The organism is Halomonas sp. HNIBRBA4712, from assembly GCF_043558675.1.
Taxonomy (GTDB): domain Bacteria; phylum Pseudomonadota; class Gammaproteobacteria; order Pseudomonadales; family Halomonadaceae; genus Vreelandella.
In genome coordinates, this window is sequence record NZ_JBIFXR010000003.1 from 165,332 (window position 1) to 190,158 (window position 24,827).

26 protein-coding genes are annotated in these 24,827 nt (G+C 64.3%); 10 read left to right on the top strand and 16 right to left on the bottom strand.

Annotated elements, in window-relative coordinates; translation table 11 throughout:
- Positions 1–163: 163 nt before the first annotated feature.
- A complete protein-coding gene (locus ACGK9R_RS08010) occupies positions 164–616 on the bottom strand; it encodes a GNAT family N-acetyltransferase (RefSeq protein WP_394580035.1) in 453 nt (150 codons plus the stop codon).
- 172 nt (positions 617–788) lie between these two features.
- Between ACGK9R_RS08010 and ACGK9R_RS08015 the strand changes: the two genes are divergently transcribed.
- The 4 genes from ACGK9R_RS08015 (at position 789) to ACGK9R_RS08030 (ending at position 6,450) form a co-directional block, all read left to right on the top strand.
- Positions 789–3,017, top strand: a complete 2,229-nt coding sequence (locus tag ACGK9R_RS08015; RefSeq protein WP_394580037.1) for a TonB-dependent siderophore receptor — start codon at positions 789–791, stop codon at positions 3,015–3,017.
- An 11-nt stretch (positions 3,018–3,028) separates the two neighbouring features.
- The gene (locus tag ACGK9R_RS08020) at positions 3,029–4,036 is read left to right on the top strand and encodes an alpha/beta hydrolase (protein WP_394580038.1); all 1,008 of its coding nucleotides are present in this window, start codon (positions 3,029–3,031) and stop codon (positions 4,034–4,036) included.
- A gap of 45 nt (positions 4,037–4,081) precedes the next feature.
- Positions 4,082–5,467 (top strand): hypothetical protein, encoded by a 1,386-nt coding sequence (locus ACGK9R_RS08025; protein ID WP_394580039.1) that lies wholly within the window; start codon positions 4,082–4,084, stop codon positions 5,465–5,467.
- 98 nt (positions 5,468–5,565) lie between these two features.
- On the top strand, positions 5,566–6,450 hold the full coding sequence (locus ACGK9R_RS08030; RefSeq protein ID WP_394580041.1) for an alpha/beta hydrolase: 885 nt from the start codon (positions 5,566–5,568) through the stop codon (positions 6,448–6,450).
- A 4-nt stretch (positions 6,451–6,454) separates the two neighbouring features.
- On the opposite strand, the gene ACGK9R_RS08035 is transcribed toward ACGK9R_RS08030, so the two are convergent.
- A complete protein-coding gene (locus ACGK9R_RS08035; RefSeq protein WP_394580043.1) occupies positions 6,455–7,207 on the bottom strand; it encodes an NAD(P)H-dependent oxidoreductase in 753 nt (250 codons plus the stop codon).
- An 87-nt stretch (positions 7,208–7,294) separates the two neighbouring features.
- Here ACGK9R_RS08035 and ACGK9R_RS08040 point away from each other — a divergent pair, with 87 nt between their 5' ends.
- A complete protein-coding gene (locus ACGK9R_RS08040) occupies positions 7,295–8,179 on the top strand; it encodes a LysR family transcriptional regulator (RefSeq protein ID WP_394580045.1) in 885 nt (294 codons plus the stop codon).
- A 12-nt stretch (positions 8,180–8,191) separates the two neighbouring features.
- On the opposite strand, the gene ACGK9R_RS08045 is transcribed toward ACGK9R_RS08040, so the two are convergent.
- Both ACGK9R_RS08045 and ACGK9R_RS08050 read right to left on the bottom strand, forming a co-directional pair.
- On the bottom strand, positions 8,192–8,533 hold the full coding sequence (locus ACGK9R_RS08045; protein WP_394580047.1) for a GlpM family protein: 342 nt from the start codon (positions 8,531–8,533) through the stop codon (positions 8,192–8,194).
- A 17-nt stretch (positions 8,534–8,550) separates the two neighbouring features.
- On the bottom strand, positions 8,551–9,048 hold the full coding sequence (locus ACGK9R_RS08050; RefSeq protein WP_394580048.1) for a MarR family winged helix-turn-helix transcriptional regulator: 498 nt from the start codon (positions 9,046–9,048) through the stop codon (positions 8,551–8,553).
- A gap of 83 nt (positions 9,049–9,131) precedes the next feature.
- Between ACGK9R_RS08050 and ACGK9R_RS08055 the strand changes: the two genes are divergently transcribed.
- The gene (locus tag ACGK9R_RS08055; RefSeq protein WP_394580050.1) at positions 9,132–10,064 is read left to right on the top strand and encodes a DMT family transporter; all 933 of its coding nucleotides are present in this window, start codon (positions 9,132–9,134) and stop codon (positions 10,062–10,064) included.
- A gap of 21 nt (positions 10,065–10,085) precedes the next feature.
- Here ACGK9R_RS08055 and ACGK9R_RS08060 read toward each other — a convergent pair whose 3' ends face one another.
- The gene (locus ACGK9R_RS08060) at positions 10,086–10,520 is read right to left on the bottom strand and encodes a GNAT family N-acetyltransferase (protein ID WP_394580051.1); all 435 of its coding nucleotides are present in this window, start codon (positions 10,518–10,520) and stop codon (positions 10,086–10,088) included.
- A gap of 74 nt (positions 10,521–10,594) precedes the next feature.
- On the opposite strand from ACGK9R_RS08060, the gene ACGK9R_RS08065 reads away from it, so the two are divergent.
- Positions 10,595–10,759, top strand: a complete 165-nt coding sequence (locus ACGK9R_RS08065; RefSeq protein WP_394580053.1) for a YhfG family protein — start codon at positions 10,595–10,597, stop codon at positions 10,757–10,759.
- Between the two features lie 316 nt (positions 10,760–11,075).
- Here ACGK9R_RS08065 and astB read toward each other — a convergent pair whose 3' ends face one another.
- The 5 genes from astB to ACGK9R_RS08090 are packed head-to-tail and all read right to left on the bottom strand — an operon-like array spanning position 11,076 to position 17,284.
- Entirely contained in the window at positions 11,076–12,440 is a 1,365-nt protein-coding gene (astB, locus tag ACGK9R_RS08070; protein WP_394580055.1) for an N-succinylarginine dihydrolase, read from the bottom strand.
- Positions 12,437–13,924 (bottom strand): succinylglutamate-semialdehyde dehydrogenase, encoded by a 1,488-nt coding sequence (gene astD, locus ACGK9R_RS08075; protein WP_394580057.1) that lies wholly within the window; start codon positions 13,922–13,924, stop codon positions 12,437–12,439. Before astD ends, astB begins: the two co-directional genes overlap by 4 nt.
- Positions 13,921–14,964, bottom strand: a complete 1,044-nt coding sequence (gene astA / locus ACGK9R_RS08080; RefSeq protein WP_394580058.1) for an arginine N-succinyltransferase — start codon at positions 14,962–14,964, stop codon at positions 13,921–13,923. The genes astD and astA overlap by 4 nt, the downstream gene beginning before the upstream one ends.
- On the bottom strand, positions 14,964–16,076 hold the full coding sequence (locus tag ACGK9R_RS08085) for an arginine N-succinyltransferase (protein WP_394580060.1): 1,113 nt from the start codon (positions 16,074–16,076) through the stop codon (positions 14,964–14,966). Before ACGK9R_RS08085 ends, astA begins: the two co-directional genes overlap by 1 nt.
- Positions 16,073–17,284, bottom strand: coding sequence for an aspartate aminotransferase family protein (locus ACGK9R_RS08090; protein WP_394580062.1), 1,212 nt, complete (start codon positions 17,282–17,284; stop codon positions 16,073–16,075). Before ACGK9R_RS08090 ends, ACGK9R_RS08085 begins: the two co-directional genes overlap by 4 nt.
- Before the next feature lie 309 nt (positions 17,285–17,593).
- Between ACGK9R_RS08090 and ACGK9R_RS08095 the strand changes: the two genes are divergently transcribed.
- Entirely contained in the window at positions 17,594–18,388 is a 795-nt protein-coding gene (locus tag ACGK9R_RS08095) for an SDR family NAD(P)-dependent oxidoreductase (RefSeq protein WP_394580064.1), read from the top strand.
- A gap of 48 nt (positions 18,389–18,436) precedes the next feature.
- Here the strand turns inward: ACGK9R_RS08095 and ACGK9R_RS08100 are convergent, their stop codons facing one another.
- The 4 genes from ACGK9R_RS08100 to fabV form a co-directional block, all read right to left on the bottom strand.
- On the bottom strand, positions 18,437–19,408 hold the full coding sequence (locus tag ACGK9R_RS08100; protein WP_394580066.1) for a GlxA family transcriptional regulator: 972 nt from the start codon (positions 19,406–19,408) through the stop codon (positions 18,437–18,439).
- A 149-nt stretch (positions 19,409–19,557) separates the two neighbouring features.
- Positions 19,558–20,571, bottom strand: a complete 1,014-nt coding sequence (locus tag ACGK9R_RS08105) for a PRC-barrel domain-containing protein (protein WP_394580068.1) — start codon at positions 20,569–20,571, stop codon at positions 19,558–19,560.
- A gap of 110 nt (positions 20,572–20,681) precedes the next feature.
- The gene (locus tag ACGK9R_RS08110) at positions 20,682–20,894 is read right to left on the bottom strand and encodes a hypothetical protein (RefSeq protein WP_394580070.1); all 213 of its coding nucleotides are present in this window, start codon (positions 20,892–20,894) and stop codon (positions 20,682–20,684) included.
- A 57-nt stretch (positions 20,895–20,951) separates the two neighbouring features.
- A complete protein-coding gene (fabV, locus tag ACGK9R_RS08115; RefSeq protein WP_394580072.1) occupies positions 20,952–22,154 on the bottom strand; it encodes an enoyl-ACP reductase FabV in 1,203 nt (400 codons plus the stop codon).
- 175 nt (positions 22,155–22,329) lie between these two features.
- On the opposite strand from fabV, the gene ACGK9R_RS08120 reads away from it, so the two are divergent.
- Positions 22,330–22,713: a hypothetical protein gene (locus ACGK9R_RS08120; RefSeq protein ID WP_394580074.1), complete on the top strand. Its 384-nt coding sequence runs from the start codon at positions 22,330–22,332 to the stop codon at positions 22,711–22,713.
- A gap of 27 nt (positions 22,714–22,740) precedes the next feature.
- Here ACGK9R_RS08120 and ACGK9R_RS08125 read toward each other — a convergent pair whose 3' ends face one another.
- Complete coding sequence (locus ACGK9R_RS08125; protein ID WP_394580076.1) at positions 22,741–23,223, bottom strand: glutathione peroxidase; 483 nt, start codon at positions 23,221–23,223, stop codon at positions 22,741–22,743.
- A 58-nt stretch (positions 23,224–23,281) separates the two neighbouring features.
- A complete protein-coding gene (locus ACGK9R_RS08130; protein ID WP_394580078.1) occupies positions 23,282–23,899 on the bottom strand; it encodes a LysE family translocator in 618 nt (205 codons plus the stop codon).
- Between the two features lie 190 nt (positions 23,900–24,089).
- Here ACGK9R_RS08130 and ACGK9R_RS08135 point away from each other — a divergent pair, with 190 nt between their 5' ends.
- A complete protein-coding gene (locus ACGK9R_RS08135) occupies positions 24,090–24,818 on the top strand; it encodes a YebC/PmpR family DNA-binding transcriptional regulator (RefSeq protein ID WP_394580080.1) in 729 nt (242 codons plus the stop codon).
- Positions 24,819–24,827: the final 9 nt, after the last annotated feature.

The window sequence follows — 24,827 nt, forward strand, 5'->3', positions numbered from 1 at the left end:
GCAGTGGGGGCCGTCGGGCACGCGTGCGTCTTGCAATCAGCGGGGCAAGCAGCGCGTCGAGTTGATCTTCCATGACACCGTCCTTTGTCGATCAGGCGACTCTAACCTGAATCCCGGCGCGGTATAAGCGCCCTGGGCCGGGAGGGGAACACGGCGCCGCTGATCACGACCCGGATTTGACCATCTCGATATGCGGGATGCCGTCTTCATCAAAGGGTTCGCTTACGGTTTCAAAGCCGAGCGAGGCGTAAAACCCTTCGAGGTGCGCCTGGGCGCCGATGCGAATGCCGTGGCCCGGGTAGCGCTCCTCGGTAAAGCGGATCGCCTCGACCATCAGGGTACGGCCGAACGCGCGCCCGCGATACGTACTCACGGTCATGACCCGACCGACCGAGGGCTCGGCGAACTTGTCTCCCGGCCCGATCACACGTACGTAGGCCGCAAGCTTACCCTCGACAGTGGCGCGCAAATGCCAAGCCAGCGGGTCGAGGCCATCCACCTCCTGATAAGCGCAGGCCTGCTCGACCACGAATACCGCTTCCCGGGCGCGCACGATCTCGTGAAAGGTGTGAAGGTCAAGTTGGTCAAAGCGTGACCAGTCAAATTTCAGGGACACGGTAAGGCCTCATCCGACGAAAACCCGGGATTATACGCCATCGATTCAGGCGTTCGAATGACCTCTTTTTTAAAACCAATAATTATTGAAAACGATTATCATTTATTTTAGTATTCGCGAATTGCCGAAAAGTTCCATTTCACAAAATGCCTTGCTCTCGGAGCCCACCCCCATGCTTCGCTTGTCCCCCGCGCTTTTCCCGCTGCGTACCCTGGCGGCTGCCACGTCACTGGCCTTCTCCGGTGCGCTGGCCGCCCAACAAACTCAGGACGTGGAGAGCGAGACGCTCTACGTGACGGCGGAAGCCATTGCGACCCAGGCCCTGGGCTCCTCCACCATTACCGAAGAGCAGATCGAGCGTCGCCCACCGGGTAACGACCTCTCCGAGATCATTCGCCGCATGCCCGGCGTCAACCTGACCGGCAACAGCGCTTCCGGCCAGTACGGCAACAACCGCCAGATCGATCTGCGCGGCATGGGTCCGGAAAACACCCTGATCCTGATCGACGGCCGCCCGGTGCAATCGCGTAACGCCATCCGCATGGGCCGAAGCGGCGAGCGCAACACCCGCGGCGACACCAACTGGGTGCCCGCCAATGCCGTCGAGCGCATCGAGGTGCTGCGCGGCCCGGCGGCGGCGCGCTACGGCTCCGGTGCCTCGGGCGGTGTGGTCAATATCATCACCAAGGCGCCTTCCGATACTTTGGGTGGCTCCGTAAGCGTTTACGGGCGCCTGCCTGAGGATAGTAACGAGGGTGAAAATCGCCGCGCCGGGTTCGTGCTCAGCGGCCCTCTCGTCGATGATTTCTCCTTCCGCCTGTACGGCAACGTCAGTACCACCGACGCCGACTCGCTGGCGGTCAACCGGGATTTCGCCAGCGACCCCGACGCCACACCGCCAGCCGGGCGCGAAGGCGTGCGCAACCGCGACATCAACGGCCTCTTGCGCTGGGACGTCAACGACGCCAACGTGATCGAGCTCGAGGCGGGCACCAGCCGCCAAGGCAACATTTACGCGGGCGACCGGGCGGTCAGCACAAGCGGCAGCGACCTTCTCACCGAGCTTGCCGGAGACGGCGCCGAAACCAACCGGCTGTACCGCAACACCGCCTCGCTGACCCACCGCGGCAACTGGGGCGAAGGCAACACCTCGCGCGTGACCCTGGGCTTCGAAGGCACCAACAACTGGCGCTTGAACGAAGGACTGGCGGGGGGCGTGGAAGGCAGCATCAACACCGAGGCCGAGGGGTCGGTGTCACGGCTTCGCAACTACACTTTCGACGGCGAAGTGAACATGCCCACCGAAATGGCGGGCAATACCCACGTCTGGACGCTGGGCTTCGAGCACCGCAACAACCGTCTGGAAGACCCCTACTCCGTCGAGGGCGCAAGAAGCTGGGGCGCGGCCGTGCCCGGGCTCGATCCGAACAATCAGGATGGCAAGGCGGACGACCAGACCTATGCTCTGTTCGCCGAGGACAACATCTACCTGGGCGAGCGCTGGGTGGTAACGCCGGGCCTGCGCGTGGATCACCATAGCCAGTTCGGCACCCACGCAAGCCCGAGCTTCAACACCCAGTTCTTCGCCACCGATACCGTGACCCTAAAGGGCGGCATCGCCCAGGCCTTCAAGGCGCCGAACCTTTATCAGTCCAACGACAACTACCTCTACTACACCCGCGGCTTTGGCTGCCCGTTCAATTACACCGGCAATAGCGGTGGCGGCTGCTACGTTCAGGGCAACAGCGATCTTGACGCCGAAACCAGCCTGAACAAGGAGCTCGGCATCGAGTGGGCGGACAACGGCTACCAGGCCTCGCTGACCTACTTCCACAACGACTACGACGACCGCATTCAGGCGGGTCTCGACGAGGTGGGCCGTACGGTGGCCGACAACGGCGGTATCTTCCAGTGGGAGAATGCCTCCAAGGCGGTGGTTAGCGGCTTCGAGGGTAACCTGCGCGTGCCGCTCATTGGCCACAACGGCAGCACCCTGAGCTGGAACAACAACTTCACCTACATGATAGAGAACGAAAACAAGGATACCGGACAGCCGCTGTCGATCATTCCCGAGTACACGCTGAACACCTCGCTTGACTGGTGGATCACGCCGGATCTCTCGGTACTGCTTTCGGGCACCTGGTACGGCAAGCAGGAACCGGCGACGCGCAGCATCAGCGGAACCCCCCAGACCGGCGACGCGCTCGACACGCGCAGCCCCTACAGCGTGTGGGGTCTGAACGCCCAGTACTACGTGACCGAGGATGTGCGCATCGGTGCCGGTGTGGAGAACCTCTTCGACGAACGCTTGTTCCGCGAAAGCAACAGCAACGGTGCCGGCGCGGCGACCTACAACGAGCCGGGCCGCGCCTACTTCATGTCTCTCAACGTCGACTTCTGATCACACCCTGTATGTTCAACGACACTCGATCTCTGCCGCGCGCCCATCGCGCGGCCATCACCTTACTGGCGCTGGCCATGATGCTGGCGCTGGCGGGCATCGCCCAAGCCCAACAGCGTGACCCCAACCTTTCGCTTCAACACAGCGTGCTCGACGAAACGTTCCGGAGCTACCGCTTCGAGCGTTTCACCGTACAAAGTGCCGACGAGCAGCGCCGCTGGCGCGTGACACTGGGCATCCCCCGAGAGGCGACGCCGGACACCGGCTTTCCCGCGTTCTGGATGCTCGACGGCAATGCCGCGCTGATGGAGTTCGATGCGCCGCTGCTCGAGGAGCTGGGCGACCAACTGGATTCGCCGGTACTGGTGTTCGTCGGCTACGACAACGATTTGCGCATCGACCCGGCGCGTACCCGGGACTACACCTTCGCGATGGACCCTTACCGCTCCGACGATACCCCGCCGAAGCGCATCGGCGGCGGCGCCGACGCGTTTCTGGAGGTGATCGAACGCACCATACGACCGGAAATCGCCCGCCGCGTGGCCACCGACCCGAGCCGGCAAACGCTCTGGGGTCACTCCTTCGGCGCGCTGTTCGCACTGCACACGCTCTATACCCGCAGCGGCGCCTTCACCACTTACGCCGCCGGCAGCCCGTCGCTCTGGTGGGCCGATGGCGCGCTTCTGGGCGAGCCGGAAGCACGCTTTCGTGCCAACAACGCTGGCCACCCGGCGCGCGTGCTGCTCAGCATGGGCGGCGGCGAACGCGAGCGCGACACCCGCCACCGGGACATGAGCGACCCGCGCGTGCAGGCGCATCTCAGACGCGTCGCCAACGCCCCACCGGACTCGACCGTACGCCTGGCTGAGCGCCTCAATCAGGTAGCCGGGCTCGACGTGACGTACCGCGAATTCCCGGAATTGACCCACGGCCTGACCTTTCGTGCCTCACTCATGGACGCCTTGCACGAAACGACTGGCATCACGGATTACAGCAGCACCCGCGGCACCCTTCGATGACATTTCGTCATCGCTTTCATGAACGACCCTCGATGGAGTAACGCCATGCAGCGCCTTTCCCAACGTTTTCGCCTGAAGCCTCTGGCGGCGATCGCCGTCACCCTGTGGTCTCTGCCGACGCTCTCCATGGCCCAGGTCTTCGGCCCGCCCGCGACCGACTTTCAGGGTGGGGTCGCCCCCTCCACGCCGCTAATTCAGCCGGGAAGCGACGTCGAATTCGTCGGCCGCCACTTCACGCCAGGCCAGACCGTCACGCTCTACCGCGGCACCACCGCGCTCAACGACGAGCCCTACACCGCCGATGACGAGGGCAGCTTCACCGCCACGTTCACCCTGCCCGAGGACGCCGTTCCCGGCCGTCACCCGCTGGTGATACTCGCCGAGAACCCTTACGCGGCGAGCATCGTCGAGCTCAAGATCTCGCCGGAGATCGCGCTCGCCGGTGAAGACGTCTTCGACGTGGTCGATGCCGCCCTGCCCGCCGGCCTGTATCAGAGCGCCTACAGCGATGAGAGCAACGCGCTGTTCGTCACCCGAGCCGTGGGCCGCCCGCCGGTCACCCAGTCGGGCCTTTTGAAGCTCGACCCCGACACCCTGGACGTGGTTGCCGAGGCCGCGCCGGAAGAAGTGCCCGGCTTCGATGACGCGCGTGTCTTTGCGGTGTATGGCGTGGGTGTGGACGATGCCAACGGGCACGTCTGGGTCACCAATACGCGGGAAAACACCGTAGCCGTTTATGATCAGGCGGATCTATCGCTGGTTAAGCAGTTCGAGCCCGGCACGGTACCCCACGCTCGCGACGTGATCGTCGACGCTCAGCGCGGCAAGGTCTACGCCTCGGCGACCGGCGAAAATACCCTGTCGGTGTTTGACGCTACCACCCTCGAGAAAACCGGTGAGATCGAGATTGCCTCCGAGATGCGCGGCGAGCAGTTCACGCCGATGAGTCTTGCGCTGGACGAAGCCTCCGGGCGCCTGTTCACCGTGAGCATCGCCACCCCGGAAGCGGTGGTCATCGATACCGAAAACGACCGCGTCGAAAAGGTCATCGCGCTTTCCAACGCCAGCCGCGCCTCCGGCGTTGCCTTCGATGCCGAAAACGACCGGCTGCTGGTCGTTTCGCAGGGCTCCGACAACCTGCTCTACGTCGACGTAGAATCCGGCGAGATCGTCCACGACGTACCCGTGGGCGCGGGGCCGCTCAACGTCGCCTTCGACGCCGCATCTGGGCTTGCCTACGTCAGCAATCGCGCCTCCGGCACCATCGCCGTGCTCGACCGCGACGGCGAACTCGTCGCCAATCTCGACGGCGGCAACTTCCCCAACCACGTCCACGCCGACGGCCAGGGCCACGTGTTCGCCGTCAATAAGGCGCGCGGTGAGGACGACCCCGAAGGCGATCGCATCCGCCGCTTGCAGCCGGCCGGCTGATGCAAACAGGCCACCGGCGCGTGCCGGTGGCCTATCAAATTGCCCAGATGAAGGCATACTGGCAGCCCGTTTCACTTCATTTCATGAGAGTCTGATCCTTGGCAGCCAAGCGCGACCCCACGCGGCTCATGGGCCGCACCGTGTTCGACGACCCGCCCGCCCAGTACCAGGTCGAGCGATTCGTCATCGAATGCCCCGCACACCCGCGCCGCTGGCGCATCACGCTGGCCACCCCCCGGCTAAGCGCGCCGACCGAGGGTTTCGACGCTTTCTGGATGCTCGACGGCAACGCCGCGATGATGACGTTCGACCCCGCCCAGCTAAGCGCCCTCGCCGACGGTCCCGCCCCACCGGTGCTAATCTTCGTTAGCCACGACAGCGACCTGCGCACCGACCCGGCCCGCTGGCGCGACTACCCGTTCAGCGTCTTGCCAGAGGACGAGCCGCTGCCTACTCCCTACCGGGGTGGCGGCGCGGATATCTTACTGGATACCCTGAAGCGCCAGGCGTGCCCGGCCATCGCCAAGCGCGTCGCGTTGAGCCAACGGCACACCCTCTGGGGCCACTCGCTGGGCGGGTTGTTCGCGCTCTACACGCTTTACACACGCCCGGGCGCGTTCACCACCTACGCCGCGGCCAGCCCCTCGCTCTGGTGGCACGAAGGCGCCTTGCTGGGCCGCCTGGAGCGCGATTTTCTGGCCCGCAGCGCTTCCCCAGCGCGGCTTCGCCTGACATTGGGCGGCGGCGAGCGCCACCGGGACGACCGCCAGCGTGATCTCGGCGACCCGCGGGTACGCGCCCATCTTCGCCGGGTGGCAAGCGTCCCCCGCGACGCCACGCTTCAACTGGCCGAGCGGCTTCGTCACTCTCCCGAACTCGAGGTCAGCTACCGGGAATTTCCCGGCCTCACCCACGGCGACACCCTGCGCGCCTCGCTGCTCGACGCCCTCGAGCGTGTCACGGGCACCGAGCTACCGGCCTGAGAAGCTAACCCAGCCGCCAGCGCAGCGGCGCAGCTCGATCGAGTACACCCTCGTCATTCCAGTCGGCCCAGCCGGCAAAGGGAATCGGCGTCTCGTCACTCAACCGGGAAAGTCGTGTCGACCAGCGGGTCTTGCATGCTTCGAGGTGGGTAGCCAGCGTACTTTCCTGCTGGTAGCGGATGCCGCCGCCCTGCACGCCATAGCTGACCTGAGGCGCCAGTACATCGAAGCCCACGTAGTAAAGCGACGAATGAATGGGCCAGAGCCACGCCACCATATCCCCCGCGCGGCCAAAAGGTTGGAAGGTGGCCTCGGGAGAACCAGCAGTCACCGATAGCATTGCTCGCTTGCCGCGAAAATAGCCGTGGTCGTAGCGCATCCGGCTGGTATAGCGCCCGCCATAGACCATCACGCGGTCGAACCACCCCTTGAGGATGGCGGGTTGCGCGTGCCACCAGAGCGGAAATTGAAAGATCACCAGATCCGCCCAATCGAGCATTGCCAGTTCGCGCTCGATATCCGCCGGCAGGGCATCGTTTTCGTAATGGGTCCGCTGTACGTCCAGGGGTGCGAAAGCAGCGTCGGGCTCGAGCTTCGCGTAGCGGTCGGCCTGCTCGACAGGCTCGAAGCCAGCCGCGAACAGATCGTTCACTTCCACGGTGTGTCCGGCTCGCTTGAGCTCGGTGACGGCCACGTCAACCAGCGCGCCGTTGAACGACGCCCGCTCCGGATGCGCCAGAATGATCAGTACGTTCATGAAAGTATCCTCTATCGCTGGGGGTCGACAGAGATTAATCTGTTCAAACCCGCATTTGGATTCCCCAAAAAAGAGAATCAACTTTGCATGAATGAACAGCGCCTTCGCTGGAACGACCTCGAGGTCGTACTCGCCGTCGCCCGGGCGGGTTCGCTTTCCGGGGCCAGCCGTCACTTGCAGGTGAGCCACGCGACGGTTTTTCGTCGTCTGCAGCAGCTTGAACAGCGCCTGGGCGTACAGCTGTTCGAGCGTCATCGCCAAGGGTACGTCACCACAGCCGCCGGGGAGGATCTGGCCGCCACCGCTACCCGGGTGGAGGCCGAGGTTCACGCCACCGAGCGGCGCCTGGCCGGCCAGGACGACAAGCCTGGCGGCACGATTCGCCTGACCACCACGGATACCCTTTTTGCCGGTCTGGTGAGCCCGCTGCTCGCGGATTTTCGCCGACGCTATCCTGACACCACCCTCGAGGTGGTCCTTTCGAATCAGCAGCAGAGCCTCTCCAAACGTGAAGCCGATATTGCGCTACGCCCAACCCCCGCACCGCCGGAGACGCTGGTGGGTCGGCGGGTAGAGTTCATTACCCAAGCGGTTTACGGCGCCAAAGCGCACTGGCAGACCTGCGCTTCGTTAGCCGAAGACACCCTGAGCACGCAGAGCTGGATCGGCCCGGATGTTCATCTGGGCGACCCGGTATTGGAGACATGGATGAAAGACAAGCCGACGCGCTACCGGCTGGACAGCCTGCTGGGGATACAGCTTGCGCTGCACCACGACGCCGACGTGGGGGTCTTGCCCTGCTATCTGGGCGATGCGGATACGGCGCTGGTGCGACTTACGCCCCCTATCGAGGTGCTGGCCACGCCGCTTTGGCTGCTGACACACCCTGACCTTAGCCACTTGGCCCGCGTGCGCGCCTTCATGGAAGCGATGACCGAGGGCATACGCCAGCGGATGGCCGGCTCGACCTGAACCGTTCGCTCGCTAGCCCGAATAAAGCCGCGTCCAGCCCCAGAGCAGTATCAGAGCACAGAGCAGCCACACCAGAGTGGCCACGGTCAGCGTGCCGGTCAGGGTGAAGCGGTAGCTGGCGTAGTAGATGGCGGCGAGGTACGCCGCGTAGGGAATCAGCGAGCAGAGCCCGAACAGCGCCGTGGTACGCAGATCCGCCATGCCGCGATCAGAGCCGACGATGTAGTGGGCGATCAGCGCGAAGGTGGGAAACAGCGGCACCAGCCCGGCGATGAAGAAGCTTTTAGTGCGCGAGAGCAGCGCGATCAAGAGCACCGCCAGCGCCCCGAGCAGACATTTCAATACGAGCGCCATCGCGGCTTACCTCGTGTTCATTCGTGGGTGGGTGGTTCGAGACTCGCCAGCATCCGGGTGAGCAGCGCATCGAGTTCGCTGCGCTCGGCATCACTCAGGCCGCTGACCAGCGCGTGCTGGGTCTCGACGTGGGCGGTCACGGCTTCGTCGATCAGCGCAAAACCTTTCTCGGAGAGCGAAATGAGAAAGCCGCGCCCATCGGCGGGGTTCTTGACCCGCTCGATGAGACCGGCCTTTTCGAGCTGCTGAATCCGGTGGGTCATGGTACCGGAGGTTACCAGGGTGGAGGCCATCAAGGCGCTTGGCGAAAGCGCGAACGGCGGGCCTTCGCGTCGCAGCGTGGCGAGCACGTCGAAGCTCGATTCGCTCAAGCCAAAGCGCGCCCAGGTCTTCTCCATGGTGCGCATCAGGGCGTGATCGAGCCGCTTGAGCCGGCCAAGTGTGCCCATGGGGGCAACATCGAGCTCCGGGCGCTCGCGCCGCCATTGAGTAAGTATCGAAGCGATATGATCCATACGGCGAGCTTACGATATTTTATCTTGACGTCAAGACAAATCGACATATACCTTGAACTCAAGATAAATCACCGAGTATGAGTATGGCCCGAATTGACGATGTTTCTCTTACTCCCAAAGCGATTGCGCCGTCAAAGGGTACGCGCCTGGTACCACTGGGTTATCTACTGGCCGGCGGAATGCTGCTGGGGCTTTCGACCAACCTGGCCAAGTTCGCCGGGGAGCTGGCGCTTTCACCGCTGGCGTTTCTGTTCTGGTCGCTTTGCGGCGCGGCGCTGATACTTCTCGTGCTGGCCGCTCTGCGCGGCCAGTGGCCGCCGGTCAACACCCGCACGATCGAGTACTACGGGGTCTCGGCGCTGGTGGGGGTGGCGGGCTCCAACCTGCTGTTCTTCTCCGCCATTGCCCATATCGGCGCCGGGTTCGTGGCGCTGGTGATCACCCTGCCGCCGCTTTTGACCTACCTCGGGGCGCTGGCACTAAGAATGGAGCGCTTTGAGACACTGCGCGCGCTGGGCGTGGCGTTCGCGCTGGGTGGCGCGGTCACCCTTGCCGCCCACAAGCTCGCCGCCCCGCAGGCCGACGTGCGCTGGGTGCTGCTGGCGCTTGTCGGCCCGGTACTGCTGGCCATCGGCAATCTTTACCGTACCCTGCGCTGGCCGCCGGGCGTGGCAAGCGAAGCGCTGGCGCCGGGTATGCTCATCGCCGCCGTGGCGCTGCTACTGGGGGTGAGCTTGCTGCCGGGTTTCTCGCTCACGATGCCTGCTGGATTCAAAACGCTTCTGCTGGTAGCGGTTCAAGCGCTGGTCTTCGCCGGGCAGTTTCTGCTGCTGTTTTTGCTGCAAAAAAGCGGCGGCCCGGTGCTTTTGAGCCTGCTGGGCTCGGTGGGGGCGCTGTTCGGCGTGCCGGTGGCAATCCTTCTACAGGGCGAAAGCGCTCCGGAAGGGTTACTGCCGGGCGCGCTCTTGATCGGCGCGGGGATCGCGCTGCTCAACCTTGGCAGGGTGAAACGATAGCAAAACCGCGCCGTGGGCGCTTTAATCCAGCCGCCGCTCCATGACGAGAGTATGGGTGCCGGTTTCGACGATACCCAAGCCGTGGCGCGCATAGAACGCCACCGCCGGGTTGCGGCAAAACACCCGGAGCCGCAGCGCGGCGCTACCCGCCTGAACGGCTCGCGAAAGCGCGAAATCGAGCGCCACCGCCCCCAGCCCCTGGCGCTGCCACGCAGGCTCTATCTGAAGCTCGCGGATATGACACGCCGCCCAAGTCGGGTCGAGGCATAAAAGCCCGACCGGGCAGTCGTCGCGTACGAGCAGGTAGCTTTCCATCTCACGCCACTGACGCGCGAACAGCGCCTCGTCCCAGCGAAGGCCCAGCGCCTCGAAATAGCCGCCCATGTTGCGCTGAATAAGCGCCGAGGCGAAGGCGTGATCGCGGGTGGGAATGATCGACATTTCCGTCTTTTTCAAGACGCTCTCCTTCCCGTTTGCTGGATGAGGCCTGCCCCTCCTTGGGTTATACTAAGCCGGAGAAAGGAGGAAGCATGAACAATGCTACGCTTGAAACCAAACGTCGCTACCATGCCAAGGCACGCCGCTCGAACTACCTGGCCAGCATGGCACTTGAAGGTATATCGGTCGATTCTCGGGCACCCAAAGCGAACAAGGCCGAGGTGCTGTCGAAGTACACAAGATATAAAGCGCGCTAATGGACAAGTACGGCACCGGCCAGGATCCTTATTGCTATCCCGGCACGGGCGTACTGCATAACCGCCTTGGCATTACCGACCGAGCACGCTCCAATGCCGGTCAGTTAAGGTATCTAACTACCCATGGAGCTTGGCTAATCTACCGTGGAAGGCCGCTTAAGCATGGGTAGATACTTCCGTGTGCCGAGAGCTCAGCGAATGGCGCCGTCAGGTGCCTTGGCCTGGCAACCCGTCGCGAGCTGAAGCTCCCTCCCACAAGGGCTATCCATGCGTGACTAAAGAGCATTACCCTAAACACTACTTTTTGTATTACTGCCTACCCCAACTGAAACGGATACACCGAGCCGATTTCCAGAAGCCCGGTCAGCTCGTCGAGCGCGGTGAGCGACTCACTTGCTAGCTGCGGATCGGCCAGATCCTCAGGGGCCAAGAGGTCGCGATAGTGGCGCTCGACCCAAGCGGTGAGATCCTCATGCAGCGCAGGCGTGAGCAGCACGCGGGCCTTGATCGCCTCGCGCTCGGCGCTCGAAAGCGCCACGCGAAGGCGCAGACACGCCGGGCCGCCGCCGTTTTGCATGCTCTGCTTGACGTCCTTGACGATCACCTCTCCGATTGGATTGTGGCCCGCCAGGATCAGATCCTGAATCACCCGCCAGACCGTCTCGTTTGCCTGGCACTCGCCGGGCACCACCAGCGTCATGCTGCCGTCCGGATTGCTCAAAAGCTGCGAGTTGAAGAGATACGAGCCGACGGCGTCGTCGAGGCTCATCGCCTCGACGGGCACGCGCACCGGGATCAGCGGCGTTTCCATCCGGGCGCGCAGCGCCTCCAAAGTGCTCTCCTCGTCGAGAAAGGCCATTTCGTGGTAGAGCAGTACCGGGCCGTTGCCCACGGCGATCACGTCGTTATGGAAGACGCCGGCGTCGATCGCGTCCGGGTGCTGCTGGGCGAAGACGGTCTGCGCATCCGTCAGGCCATGCTGGCGGGCCACGGCCTGGCTCGCTTCCAATGTCTGGCGCGCCGGGTAGCGGGTCGGCTCGCGCCCATCGCCCGCCACAGAGCCAAACGCCCGGCGGCCATAAACGAACAGGTGCACGCCCGGCTCGCCGTGCTCACCGCCAAGCCTTGTGTGGTTCGCCGCGCCTTCATCAGAAAACGCAGGCGTGGCGGGCAGCGCCGGGTGGTGGGCGAAGTGGCGCTCGTTTCGAAAGATCGCCTTGAGCACTCGCCCGGTCGTCTCCGGCTCCAGAAAGCGGTGGAAGCTCGACTGCAGGTTGGCCGGGGTAAAGTGCGCGCGGCGATCCGGCGCGTCCACACTCGGCGTCACGGTGGCGGCGTTGGCGGTCCACATCGAAGAGGCCGAGCACACCGCGCGCAGCAGTTCCGGCGCCTGGTCGGCGGCGTGGGCCAGCACGTCGCGGTCGCTGCCGCCAAAGCCAAGCTCGCGCAGCGCGCCGATATCCGGGCGCTGCTGGGGTGGGAGCACTCCCTGAGCGTAGCCCGCCTCCATCAGCGATTTCATCTTGGCCAGGCCCTGAAGCGCGCCCTCTTTCGGGTTGGCGGTGAGGCCCTGGTGGCGTTTTGAGGCCAGGTTGCCTGCCGCCAGGCCTGCGTAGTTATGGGTGGGGCCGACCAGACCGTCGAAGTTGACCTCCCGCACGCTCTCATCGACGCGGCTCATAGCGTGACTCCCGGCGGCAGAGTGTCGGGCAGCTCCAGCGACTCGGCTTCCATCGAGGCGACCGGGTAGGCGCAGTAGTCCGCAGCGTAATAGGCGCTGGGGCGGTGGTTGCCGCTGTCGCCGACGCCGCCGAAGGGCGCGTCTCCGGAGGCGCCGGTAGTCTGGCGGTTCCAGTTGACGATACCGGCGCGAATGCGCAGCAAGAACTCGTCCCAGTCCCGGCGGTCGCCGCCGATCAGCCCGGCGGAGAGCCCGTAGCGGGTGTCGTTGGCAAGCTCAATCGCTTCGCTGAAGCCATCGAAACGATGAATCTTCAAAAGCGGGCCGAAATGCTCTTCGTCGGGCACGGCAAGCCCGGTCACGTCGATCAGCGCGGGGCTGACAAGGCTCGTGCCCTCTTTCAGGCGGCGCATACGGTTGATCACCCGGCCGCCCAGCGCTTCGAGCTCCTCCTGAGCGTTCAAAAGGCTCTCGGCGGCCTCCGGGCTTACCAGCCCCGCGTAGAACGGCGCCGGGTTCTCTTCGAACTGACCGGCCACGTGAAGCGACTCGATCGCTTTCGAGAGCGCATCGATGAGTCGATCCCCCGCCTCGCCGTTCGGCACCATCAGCCGCCGCGCGCAGGTGCAGCGCTGCCCGCCGGAGAGAAACGCCGACTGTAGAATCGTGAGGACGGCGGCGCGCTCATCGCGCACGTCCTTGACCACCAGCGGGTTGTTGCCGCCAAGCTCGAGCGCCAGAATCTTGTCGAGCTGGCCGGCGAACTGGCGCTGCAGCAGCTCGCCCACCCGCGCGCTTCCGGTAAACAGCAGCCCGTCGATGCGGGCATCCCCCGCCAGCGCCTGGCCGACCTCGACACCGCCCTGGATCAGGTTGATCACCCCTTTGGGCAGGCCTGCCTCTTCCCAGCACTGAAGCGTGAGATCCGCGGTCAGGGGCGTCTGGTCGCTCGGTTTGAACACCACGGTGTTGCCCGCCAACAGCGCCGGCACGATGTGGCCGTTGGGCAGGTGACCGGGAAAGTTGTAGGGGCCGAACACCGCCATTACGCCGTGGGGGCGGTGGCGCAACACGGCTTTCGCGCTACCGACCGCCTTTTCGCGCTCGCCGGCGCGCTCATCGTGCGCCTTGATCGAAAGCGCCACCTTGCCCGCCATCGCCGCCGCCTCGGTGCGCGCCTCCCAGTGCGGCTTGCCGGTCTCGGAAGCGATGGCCACAGCCAGCTCCTCGCTACGCGCCTTGACCACCTCGGCGAAGCGCTCGACCAGCGCCCGGCGCTGTTCAAACGAGGTACGCGCCCACTCGGCGAAGGCGCTGCGGGCGGCTTCCACCGCCTCGCCCACCTGGGTGGCGCTGGCCGCCGGGCCATGCCATAGCATGTTGCCGCCGACCGGGTCCTGTTTAAGAAGCTCGGCGCCTTCGCCTGGCTGCCAGCGGCCATTGATCAGCTGCTGCGCCCGGGCGTTGAGTAGGGATGCGGTCATGACGTCTCCTTCGTATCGAGTAATCGAACCGATTGGCCGGCGCTCACCTCCAGCCGTCTTGCTTCCTCTTCAGTGAGCACGAGTGTGCCGTTCTCGTCCGGCCCGCGCCCGACCCAGGCGGCGCGGAACGCGTTGATCCCGGTGGTCGCCGCCAGCCAGCGGCTGATGCTCTGGGGCGCGGCGTGGCGAGCGATCTCCACCGGGTAGACGTGAGAAGTACGCACCGCGCGCACGTCGTCGATATAGGCCTCGACGGTGGGGCCGCCGTCGAAGATGTCGATGTAACCCTCCCAGCGCAGCCCCTCTTTTTTCAGCATCTCGAGCGCCGGGCGGGTGTGGCGGTGTACCTGGCCGATGCAGGCGCGCGCCTCGGCCGACATGAAGGTGGTGTAGATCGGAAACTTCGGCATCAGCTCACCGATGAAGCTCTTCTGCCCTAGGCCCGTGAGCCGGTCGGCCTCGTTGAAATCCATCGGGAAGAAGTGCTTGCCCAAACTCTCCCAGAAGGGGCTACGGTTCTCCTCATCGAAGACGCCGCGCATCTCGGCGAGCACCTTGTCCGGGAAGCGGTCGCGAAACTGGGCGATGAAGAGCCAGCGCGCCTTGGAGAGCAGCGCGCCGTTGCGCAGGTGTTTGTTCGCCTCGCCGCGAAACTCCGGGCGTAGAAACAGCGAGCACACCTCGGCGTCGCCGGTGTGGTCCGAGCTCAAGAACAGGGTATCGACGGTGCGGTGCAAATCGAGCTGTATTGAGGAGTGGGCGAGCGTGCCCAGCCGGTAGTGGTAGAACGGTACCTCGCGTCCGACCTGGCCTTCGATGGCGCAGCAGCCGGCGAGCTCGCCGGTGGCGTCGTCCTCGAGCACGAAGAAGTAGAGCCGGTCGTCTACAGGCGTGCGCTCCTCGAAGGCGCGAGCGGCGGATTCGATCTTGCCGGCGAGAAACTCGCGGTTATCCGGAAGCGAGGTAAAGCCGACGCCGGCCTGCTGTGCCAGCGTCTGAAGACCGTCGAGGTCATCGCGGGCAATGGGGCGAATGCGCATTACATCTCTCCCTCGTCGAGAACGTCCTGGGCGCCTGGCAGGGTGAGCGGCGCCACCAGTACCGCGCGCCCCTCCTCGACCTCGAGCCGCCTGGCGTGCTCCGGGTCGAGCATCAGTTGACCGGTGGGCGAAAGCGCGTAGCGCGCCACCAGGCAGCGAAAGTCGTCGCTCTGATTGGCGATCAGTGCGGGTTCCGCATCCGGCAGCGTATGGGCCGGGCGAATGCGCACCGGGTGCCAGCTCGCTTGGCGGAAAGTTTCGAGCCGCTGCGGTTCGGCCTTGAGAATCGGCCCGGCGTCGAAAATATCGACGTGGCGCGAGCGCAGAAACCCTTCGGCGAGCATCTCCTGAAGCGGGCCTTCGTGCACCGGGTGCTCGCGGCCGATCGCGGCGCGCGCCTGGGGCGTCAAAAGCGGCAGGTAGAGCGGAAACTGCGGCATCACCTCGGCGATGAAGCTCTTCGAGCGCATCCCGGCAATGTGATTGATCTCCTGAAAGCTGCGGGCGAAGAAGTGATTACCCACGCTCTCCCAGAACGGCGACTGCTGTGCGTCGTCGAGATAGCCTGGAAACGCCACGGCCAATACGTTCGAAAAACGCTCCGGGTACTGGGCGATGAACAGAAGCCGCGCGCGGCGCAGCAGGCTTTCGGCGTGGGTGCCCTTGTAGCGCGCATCGAGCGAGAACGCGCACAAGAGCGTAGCGTCGGACACCTCGTGGGAAAGCGCCAGGGTTTGCACCTCGCGGCGCACGTTGAGCTGCTGGGAGGCGTGGATCAGCGTTTCCTGGCGGTAGGTGTAGTAGGCGTCCGTGGCCCCGGCCTGGGCGCGAATGGTGGCGGTACCCAGCACCTCGCCGGGCGCGCCGCCTTCGCTGCTTTTTTCCAGCACGAAGGTGTAGTGCTCGTTGCCGGGAAACTCGGCCTGGCGGGCGAAGGCCTCGAGCGAGCGCGCGATGCGCTCCTCGAGCCGCGCCCGGTTGGCCGGCAGGTTGGTGAGCCTGGGCACGGCGTTCTCGGCAAGCCGTGTCAGCGCGTCGAGATCCGCCATCGCCACCGGCCGCACCACCAGGCCCTCGAGCCCGCCAGGCATCTGCGCCTGTCCCACGCTCATGAGCGCACGAAGCGTTCGATGGCGCGCTCGAGACGCGCCATCGCCTCGTCGATGTCCGCCTCGGGGATCACCAGCGACGGCGCCAAGCGCAGCACGTTGGGCCCGGCGATCAGCGCCATCAGCCCCTCTTCGATGGCGAGCGGCAGGATATCCTTGGCCCGGCCCTCGTACGCGTCACTCATCTGCGCGCCGATCAGAAGCCCCAGCCCGCGAATCTCCTTGAACACGCCGTACTTCTCGTTGATCGCCTCGAGATGCTGGCGAAACCGCTGGTGGCGCGCTTCGACGCCGCCGAGCACTTCCGGGGTGTCGATCACTTCGAGCGCGGCAAGCGCCACCGCCGAGCCCAGGGCGTTGCCGCCGTAGGTAGAGCCGTGGGTGCCAAACCCCAGCGAAGCGCCGATCTTCGCGGTGGTCAGCATCGCGCCCATGGGGAAGCCGCCGCCCAGCGACTTGGCGCTGGTGAGAATATCCGGCGTCACGCCATAGTGCTCGTAGGCGTAGAGCTTGCCGCTGCGGCCGACGCCGGTTTGTACCTCGTCGAAGATCAGCAGCGCCTGGTGCTCATCGCACAGCGCGCGCAGCCCTTCGAGAAATGCCTGGGTAGCCGGAATGATGCCGCCCTCGCCCTGCATCGGCTCGACCATGATTGCGCAGGTGTTGTCATCGATCAGCGCGCGCACGCTGTCGAGATCGTTGTACTCGGCGTGCTCGATGGCCCCCGGAATCGGCCCGAACCCCTGGGAGTACTTGGGCTGGCCGCCAACGCTGACGGTGAACAGCGTGCGCCCGTGAAAGGACTGGTTGAAGGAGATGATCTTGTCCTTACGCTCACCGAAGTGATCATAAGCGTAGCGCCGGGCCAGCTTCAGCGCTGCCTCGTTGGCCTCGCCGCCGGAGGAGCAGAGATACACCTTCTCGGCGAAGGTGGCGTCGACCAGCTTTTTGGCCAGGTTCAACGCCGGCTCGTTGGTGTAGATGTTGGAGAGGTGCCAGAGCTTTTCGCCCTGCTCCTTGAGCGCGCCCACCAGCGCGGGGTGGCAGTGGCCGAGCGAGTTCACCGCGATGCCGCCGGCAAGATCGATGTACTCGCGATCGTTCTGGTCCCACAGGCGGCTGCCCTCGCCGCGCACCGGCACCACCTGCTGGGGCGCGTAGTTCGGCGTCATGTAGGTATCGAAATCCTGGCGGCTGGGCGTATGGCTCATGGGACTCTCCGTTGAGGTAAAAGAGATTCAGTATACGCAGCTTGTGATGTTTCGCACTTTCACGAATGGGACGGCGAATTGCGTAAAGTGGCGCCCCGGCTTACGAAAATCCCGTTCAAACCGCCAGCAACGACACGCGCCCGGCGGCGTTACCGACTTGATTTTCCGTGGCTGGCGACCATAGTAGTAGACGTTAGTGCTTAGCCTGCTAACACGGAGCCGGCTGACGAGGCTGTCTACGATGTGTTCAGAGCAAGCGTCATTCAGGGCAATATTCACTCAGGGCAAGATCCACTCAGGGAGAGAAGCATGAACATCGATTTGAGCGGTAAGCGTGCGGTCATCACGGGCTCGACCGGCGGCATCGGTTACGCGATTGCCAAGGGGCTCGCCGCCGCTGGCGCCAGGGTGGTGATCACCGGGCGCAGCAAGGAGAGCGTGGACCAGGCGCTCGACTCCTTGAGCCGCGAAGTCGACAACGCCAGCGCCACTGGCGTGGCGGCGGACTTGAGCAGCGCCGACGGCTGCCAGACGCTGATCGAGCGCGTGCCCGAGGCCGATATTCTGATCAACAACGTCGGCACTTTCGAGCCCAGCGGCTTCTTCGATACCGACGACGAGACCTGGCAGCGCTTTTTCGATACCAACGTGATGAGCGCGGTGCGTCTTTCACGCCACTACGCCAAGGGCATGCGCGAGCGCGACTGGGGCCGCGTTCAGTTCATCTCCAGCGAGTCGGCGCTGAACATTCCCACCGAGATGGTGCACTACGGCATGACCAAGGCCGCCCTTCAGGCCGTCTCGCGCGGGCTGGCCAAGACGCTGTCCGGCACCCGCGTCACCGTCAACGCCATCCTCCCCGGCCCGACGCGCTCGCGCAGCGTCAAGAAGATGATGGAAGACATGGCCCGCGAAAAGGGTATCTCGGTGGAGGAGGCGGAGACGCAGTTCATCGATGAAAACCGCCCTTCGTCGATCATTCATCGCGTCGCCGAGCCCGAGGAAGTGGCGAATCTGTGCGTCTACGTCGCCTCCGAGCAGGCCAGCGCCACCACCGGTGCGGCGCTGCGCGTCGAGGGCGGCATCGTCGACACCATGGCCTGATGCCAAATGCCTGCAAAAGCCGCGGCGCGTCCGCGGCTTTTTTGTGCCTCAGGGCACCAGCCGCTCTTCGCGGGGCGTAAGGCCGAAGTGGTTGCGATAGGCGGTCGAGAAGTGCGCCCCGGACGAGAACCCGACGCCGAGCGCGATCTCGCCGATCGGCTGGTCGCTTTCGCGCAGCCGCCGCTGCGCTTCACGCAGGCGCAGATTCAGGTAGTAGCGGCTGGGCACCGTATGCAGGTACTTCTTGTAGAGCCGCTCGAGCTGGCGGCGCGAAATACCCAAGTGCGCGGCGAGTTCCTGAGTCGACAGCGGCTCCTCGAGGTTGGCGTCCATTAGCGCCAGCGCCTCAGTGAGGCTTTGCGGAGCGTGGCCTGGCTTGCTTGCGTGCGCGCACGGCGAAGGTTCTTCAAAGCCAGGGCGCGACCCGGCGTACTGCTTGCCGACCGCGCGTGCGGCCTCCTCGCCCCATCGGCGTTGAAGCAGCGCCAGCGCCAGCTCGAGCGTGGCAATGCCGCTAGCGCTGCTCATGCGGTCGCGGTCGATTTCAAACGGCCCGCTGGTGAAGGTGACGCTCGGATAGGCCCCGCCCAGCGCGTCCAGCCGCGGCGGGTCGAGCGTTGCCCTGTAGCCATCGAGTAAACCACAGCGCGCCAGCACTTCGCTCCCCCCGGCCAGCCCCCCGAGCACCGTGCGGGTACCAAGCGAGCCAAGCCACCCCACCAGCCGCGCCGGCAGCGGATACGGCAGCGGCGAGGGCGCAGCGATGAACACTCCGTCAAAATCGCCCTGTACCTGGTCGAGCCCGTAATCGGTTTCGATACGGGGCCCCGCGCCGCTGCGTACGCTCCCCTTCTCCAACCCCAGCGTCACGATCTGGTAGCTTCCCTGACCGCGCTGCTGGTTGGCGAGCAGCAGCGGCTCGACCAAACAGGCGTGAGCCATGAGCGAAAAGCCGGGCAGCAGCAGCACGCCAATGCGCTGGCAAGCCGAAGACGGTGAAGAGTGCGGGGCGTGCGCCATGAAAAACCGCCAATTGAAGAGAAGCGCTCATTTTAACCAATCGAGGCTTTTAAATCAGCGCGGCGCGGGGTAAAGCGGTGTATCGACGTGTGGGTACGAAAAAAAAGGCAGGGAACGCCCTGCCTTCTCGTGGTGCGGGTACGACGCCGTTACTGGTTACGATTCGGGTGATTGGCCAGCTCGCCCACCTGCATGGTGCCGTCGACCTGGGTGTAGTTGTCTTCGTTGTACTCTTCGGTGGCGGACTCGATCTCGTCGCTACCGTAGGTGGTCTGCATGACGAGCTGATCGTCTTCCAGCGTAATCTCCTGCAGCGCCAGCGCAACGTCGGTGGCGCCGAAGCCCCAGAAGCCGCCGATGGAGACGATCGCGTAGAGATCGCCGGAGTCGTTGTGCTCGACGACGCGATCCACGTCACCGATCTCTTCGCCCTGCTGATTGACCACGGTCATACCCTCGACATCGCCGATGGTCAGCGACATCAGACCGCCCTGGGTATCGTTTTCGGCCAGGCTCTCGTCGGGCTCGCGGTTGTCCGGGTCTTCCAGCGCGTTGGTGGTGCGGCCTTCGTTACCGCTGCCCATCTGGCCCTCGGCGTCTTCGTCGCCGGCGCTGGTTTCGTCGTCATCCGTGGGAATGGCATCGGCGGAGGTGGCGTCGCTCGAGTTGATGGGTTGGCTTTCCATCTCGCCCTCGGCGTTACCGGCGGTTTCATCGTCATCCGGCGAAACGGCCTCGGCAGAGGTGGTAGAAGTGGCCTCCTCGGAGGTGGCGTCGTCGGAGTCGATCGGCTGCGCCATCTGGCCTTCGCTGTCGCTTTCGTCGTCGCTCATGGCGTCGCTGTCGGTAGCGCCCTGCTCGCCGTCCATCTGGCCTGCGGCTTCATCGTCGCCGCCCGTGGTCGCGCTATCCGCATCGCTCTCGGTGTCGGTCGCTGACTCCGTACTGGCGCTGGTGTCGCCGCTCTGAACGTCGCTGCCGTCGGTGTCATCTTCGGTGCTGGTCTGGCTTTGTGCACCCTGCGCGCCCTGTGCCGCCGCCCCCGATGTTTCCTGCTGCTCGTTGGAGCCGCCGCTGGTTGCCTCATCCTGCTGAGCCAACGCGTTGAACGACATGCCGGCGCAAATCGCGGCGATGGCAACCGCCAATGCTGTCCGTTTCATGGGGTATCTCCTTGTTGTGGGTCGACCCTATTGAAGCTAGTGAGCAAACCGAGGATGCGCAAACTCTTTTGCGCCCGCGCGCTCAACGCTCGGGAAGCGCGGTCAAAGCGTCACTCGCCGCCAACGATACCGACAATGATGATCAGAGCGAGCGTCACGGAAATCGCCGCAACGATAATGGGCAGGAGTTTGTAAAGCCCGCGGGGGGAGCGCCGGGCTTCGGGCTGGCGGTGGGCAGGCGGTTGGGGTTCGCGTTCGGGGTCGCGCTGGCCCAACACGTGCTCTTTCTCCTCTTCGCGGGTGCTGCTTTCGCGCGTATCCATGGTCGCCTCTCGTGGGCGGGCGCTCGCGCGCCCGCCTCTCAAGGGTAGCGCCGAGCGCTAGAGCGAGACCACGTCGAAGTCGACCTCCGGGTTGACCTCGGCGTCGTAGTCGACGTCCTGGCGCTCGAAGCCAAACAGTTTCAGGAACTCATGCTTGTAACCAGCATAGTCGGTAATCTCGAAAAGGTTGTCGCTGGTGACGTTTGGCCACAGATCCTGACACGCCTTTTGCACGTCGTCGCGAAGCTCCCAGTCGTCGAGGCGAAAACGCCCCATCTCGTCGAGCTTTTGGGCGCTCTTGTCGGCGTAGAGGCGCTCGCCGAACAGACGATTGAGCTGGTCGATGGTGCCTTCGTGCAACTCCTGCTCTTTCATGATCCGGTAGACCATGGCGATATAGAGCGGCATGACCGGAATCGCCGCACTGGCTTGGGTGACCACGGACTTGAGCACCGCCACGTTCGCCTGGCCGCCGGTTTCACCCAGCTTGTCGTCGATGGCGGTGGCGGCGCGATCCAGATCCTCTTTCGCCTTGCCAAGCGCCCCGTGCCAGTAGATCGGCCAGGTGATCTCGGTGCCGATGTAGCTGAACGCCACGCTCTTCGCGCCCGGTGCCAGCACGCCGGCCTCATCCAGCGCCTTCATCCAGAGTTCCCAATCCTCGCCGCCCATCACGGTGATGGTGTCGTCGATCTCCTCTTGCGTTGCGGGCTCGACCTCGGCTTCGATGATGGTGTCCTTGTTGGTGTCGATCGCCGTGGCGCGGTAGGTCTCGCCGATCGGCTTCAGGCTCGAGCGCTTGAGCTCGCCGGAGTCCGGCAGTTTGCGCACGGGTGAGGCGAGCGAGTAAACCACCAGATCCACCTGGCCCAGGTCCTGTTTGATCAGCTCGATGGCTTTTTCACGCGCCTCATGGGAGAAAGCGTCGCCGTTGATCGCCTTGCTGTAGAGGCCTTCCTCTTTGGCGAACTTGTCGAACGCCGCGCTGTTGTACCAGCCGGCGGTGCCGGGCTTTTTCTCGGTACCGGGCTTTTCGAAAAACACGCCCAGAGTGTCGGCGCCGTAACCAAACGCTGCGGTGACGCGCGCGGCCAGGCCGTAGCCGCTGGAAGCGCCGATCACCAGCACCTTCTTCGGCCCGTTGTTTTTATCCAGACCGCGCGCGCGAGTCGCTTCGATCTGTTCGCGCACGTTCTGCTCGCAGCCCTTGGGGTGGGTGGTGGTGCAGATGAAACCGCGTACTTTGGGCTTGATGATCACAGGGATCTCCTTATCGAAAAATGGCCGTCGCAAGCGTTAAGCCGCCGCGTTGGTGCCTATTCTAGCGGCCCGGGGCGGCGCTGTCCGCACTTGAGGTTGCCAGGCTTTCGCGTCAGGATATTCAGGTTTAGCCAACCGCCGTTTCGAGGCGGGCAAAAAGAGTGACGAAAACCCGATGAACGCACAGCAGTTAGTCGATGAACGCGGCGATGTGTGGCTGGCGCTGGCCCCGCTCTGGCTCGACCGCGAGCCCGGTGAGCGCGACTACGCCCACATGATCGAGGTGATTCAGGCCCACGGGCTATCGCCAAAGGAGCTGGAGTGGCTGTTTCGACTGGAGCTGGCACCGGTGATGTCTCGCCACCAGCTCTCCATTGCCAGCGAATGGCGGGCGTTCGACGACCGCAAGCTGATGCAGCAGCTGGTTTCTCACAACCTGCGTTTGAAAGGCTGGCGGCGCAAGGGCTGGGCGCTTTTCTCGGGGCTCACCACCATGATGGTACGCCACCGTTGGGGGGCGCTGATGAACCGGCTGATGGTCGCACGCGGCGAGGTCTAACCCTGCCTGTCGACGGTCTCAATCGGCCTACTTGTCCAGCGCTGCCTCTACCGCCTTGCGAAGCGTAACGCCGTGCTCTCTGGGCCCGAAGCGGGCGATCACCTCGCCGTCGCGGCCGACCAGAAACTTGGTGAAGTTCCACTTGATTGCCCGGGTGCCCAGCACCCCCGGCGCCTGGCCCTTGAGCGCGGTGAACAGCGGATGCGCGTCGGGGCCGTTGACCTTGACCTTCTCCATCAGCGGAAAATGCACCCCAAAGCGCTGCTCGCCGAAGCGGCAGAAGGCCTCGGCGCTCTCCGGCGACTGGCGGCCAAACTGGTTGCAGGGAAACCCCAGCACGGTGAAACCCCGGTCGCGATAGCGGGTATAAAGGCTTTCGAGCTCCTCGAGCTGCGGGGTAAAGCCGCACTGGCTGGCCACGTTCACCACCAAGAGCACCTGCCCTTTCAACGCGCGCAGGTTGAAAGGGTCGCCCTGGTGGGTATAGCAGTCCTGCTCGAAAATGGTCATTGAAAGCCCCGCTGAATGTCTTGAATGGGTGGCATGACGGCCCGCTCGGGGCGCGCCGTCAGATGAGCGGGCCTGCGGCCACGCGTAGTGCCAGCGCCAACAAAATAACGCCGGTGATGCGATTGATCCAGTGCGAGTGGCGTTGAAGCCAGGGCAGTACGGAAGAGTGTGAAAGCCCCAGCGCCACGATCAGATACCATCCGCCGTCGATCACCACCGCTGTCATCACGATGATCAGCTTGGCGCCAAGGCCCATGTCGGGGCTGACGAACTGGCTCAAAAGCGCGACGAAAAACAGAATCAGCTTGGGGTTGACCAGCGCGACCGTGAGCCCTTCCCGCGCGGCCTGGGCTTGAGTGGTCGCCACGTGCGCCGGTGACAGCACTCCGGCGCGCCCCGCGCGCAGCGCCTTCACCCCAAGCCAGGCCAGGTACGCCGCCCCCAGCCAGGTGACCCATTGAAACGCCTGGGGGTACTGAATGATCAGCGCACCCAGCCCCAGCACCGTGAGCAGCGCGTAGATACCTACACCCATCGCGTGGGTCAGCGCCGCGGTGACCCCGCAAAGGCGCCCCCCGCCGAGCGTATGACGCAGTACAAGGGCCAGGCTCGGCCCCGGCGACATCGCCCCCATGGCGCAAATGGCGGCCAACGACAGCCAAAGTGATAGCGGCATTGCGTTCCCTTTTCGTTTTATTGATGGAGCCTGCGGGCCACGCACACGAACGCAACCCGCCCTCGCGCATCCTTAAATAACGCTGTTCGCATGTTACGCTGTTGGGTAAAATTTTTCCCTTCGATGGGCATAAACCGGATGAACAGGCGCCTGACGTTCAGGCAGCTTTAGGCGATGAAAGGACGTTGATATGGGTAGGGCGTTTCAAAACCGTAAGGAATCGATGGCCAAGACGGCCGCGGCAAAAACCAAGGTGTACAGCAAGTACGGGCGCGAGATCTATGTCGTCGCCAAGTCCGGCGGCACCGACCCCAACGGCAATCTGGCGCTGCGCGGTTTGATGGAGCGGGCGAAAAAGGACCAGGTACCCTCGCACGTGATCGACAAGGCGCTGGACAAGGCCTCCGGCGCCGGCGGCGAGGACTTCTCCACCGCCCGCTACGAAGGCTTCGGCCCCGGCAACGCGATGGTGATCGTGGACTGCCTGACCGATAACCCCAACCGCACCTTCGGCGACGTGCGCGGCTGCTTCACCAAGACCAAAAGCAAGATCGGCACCCCCGGAAGCGTCAGCCATATGTTCGACCACTGCGCGATCTTCGCCTTCAAGGGCAAGGAAGAGGAAGCGGTGCTCGAAGCGCTGATGGAAGCCGATGTCGATGTCACCGACATCGAACAGGAGGAGGAGCAGATCACCGTTTTCGCCCCGCACACCGAGTACGCCAGGGCCAAGCAGGCGCTGATCGATGCCTTCGGCGAGATCGACTTCGACGCCGACGAGATCCAGTTCCTGCCTCAGACCACCACCCCGGTGGAAGGCGACGACGCGGTGATGTTCGAGAAATTTCTCGACATGCTCAACGACCTGGACGACGTGCAGAACGTCTTCCACAGCGCCGAGCTGCCGGAGTCTGCGTAAGCTCAGGCC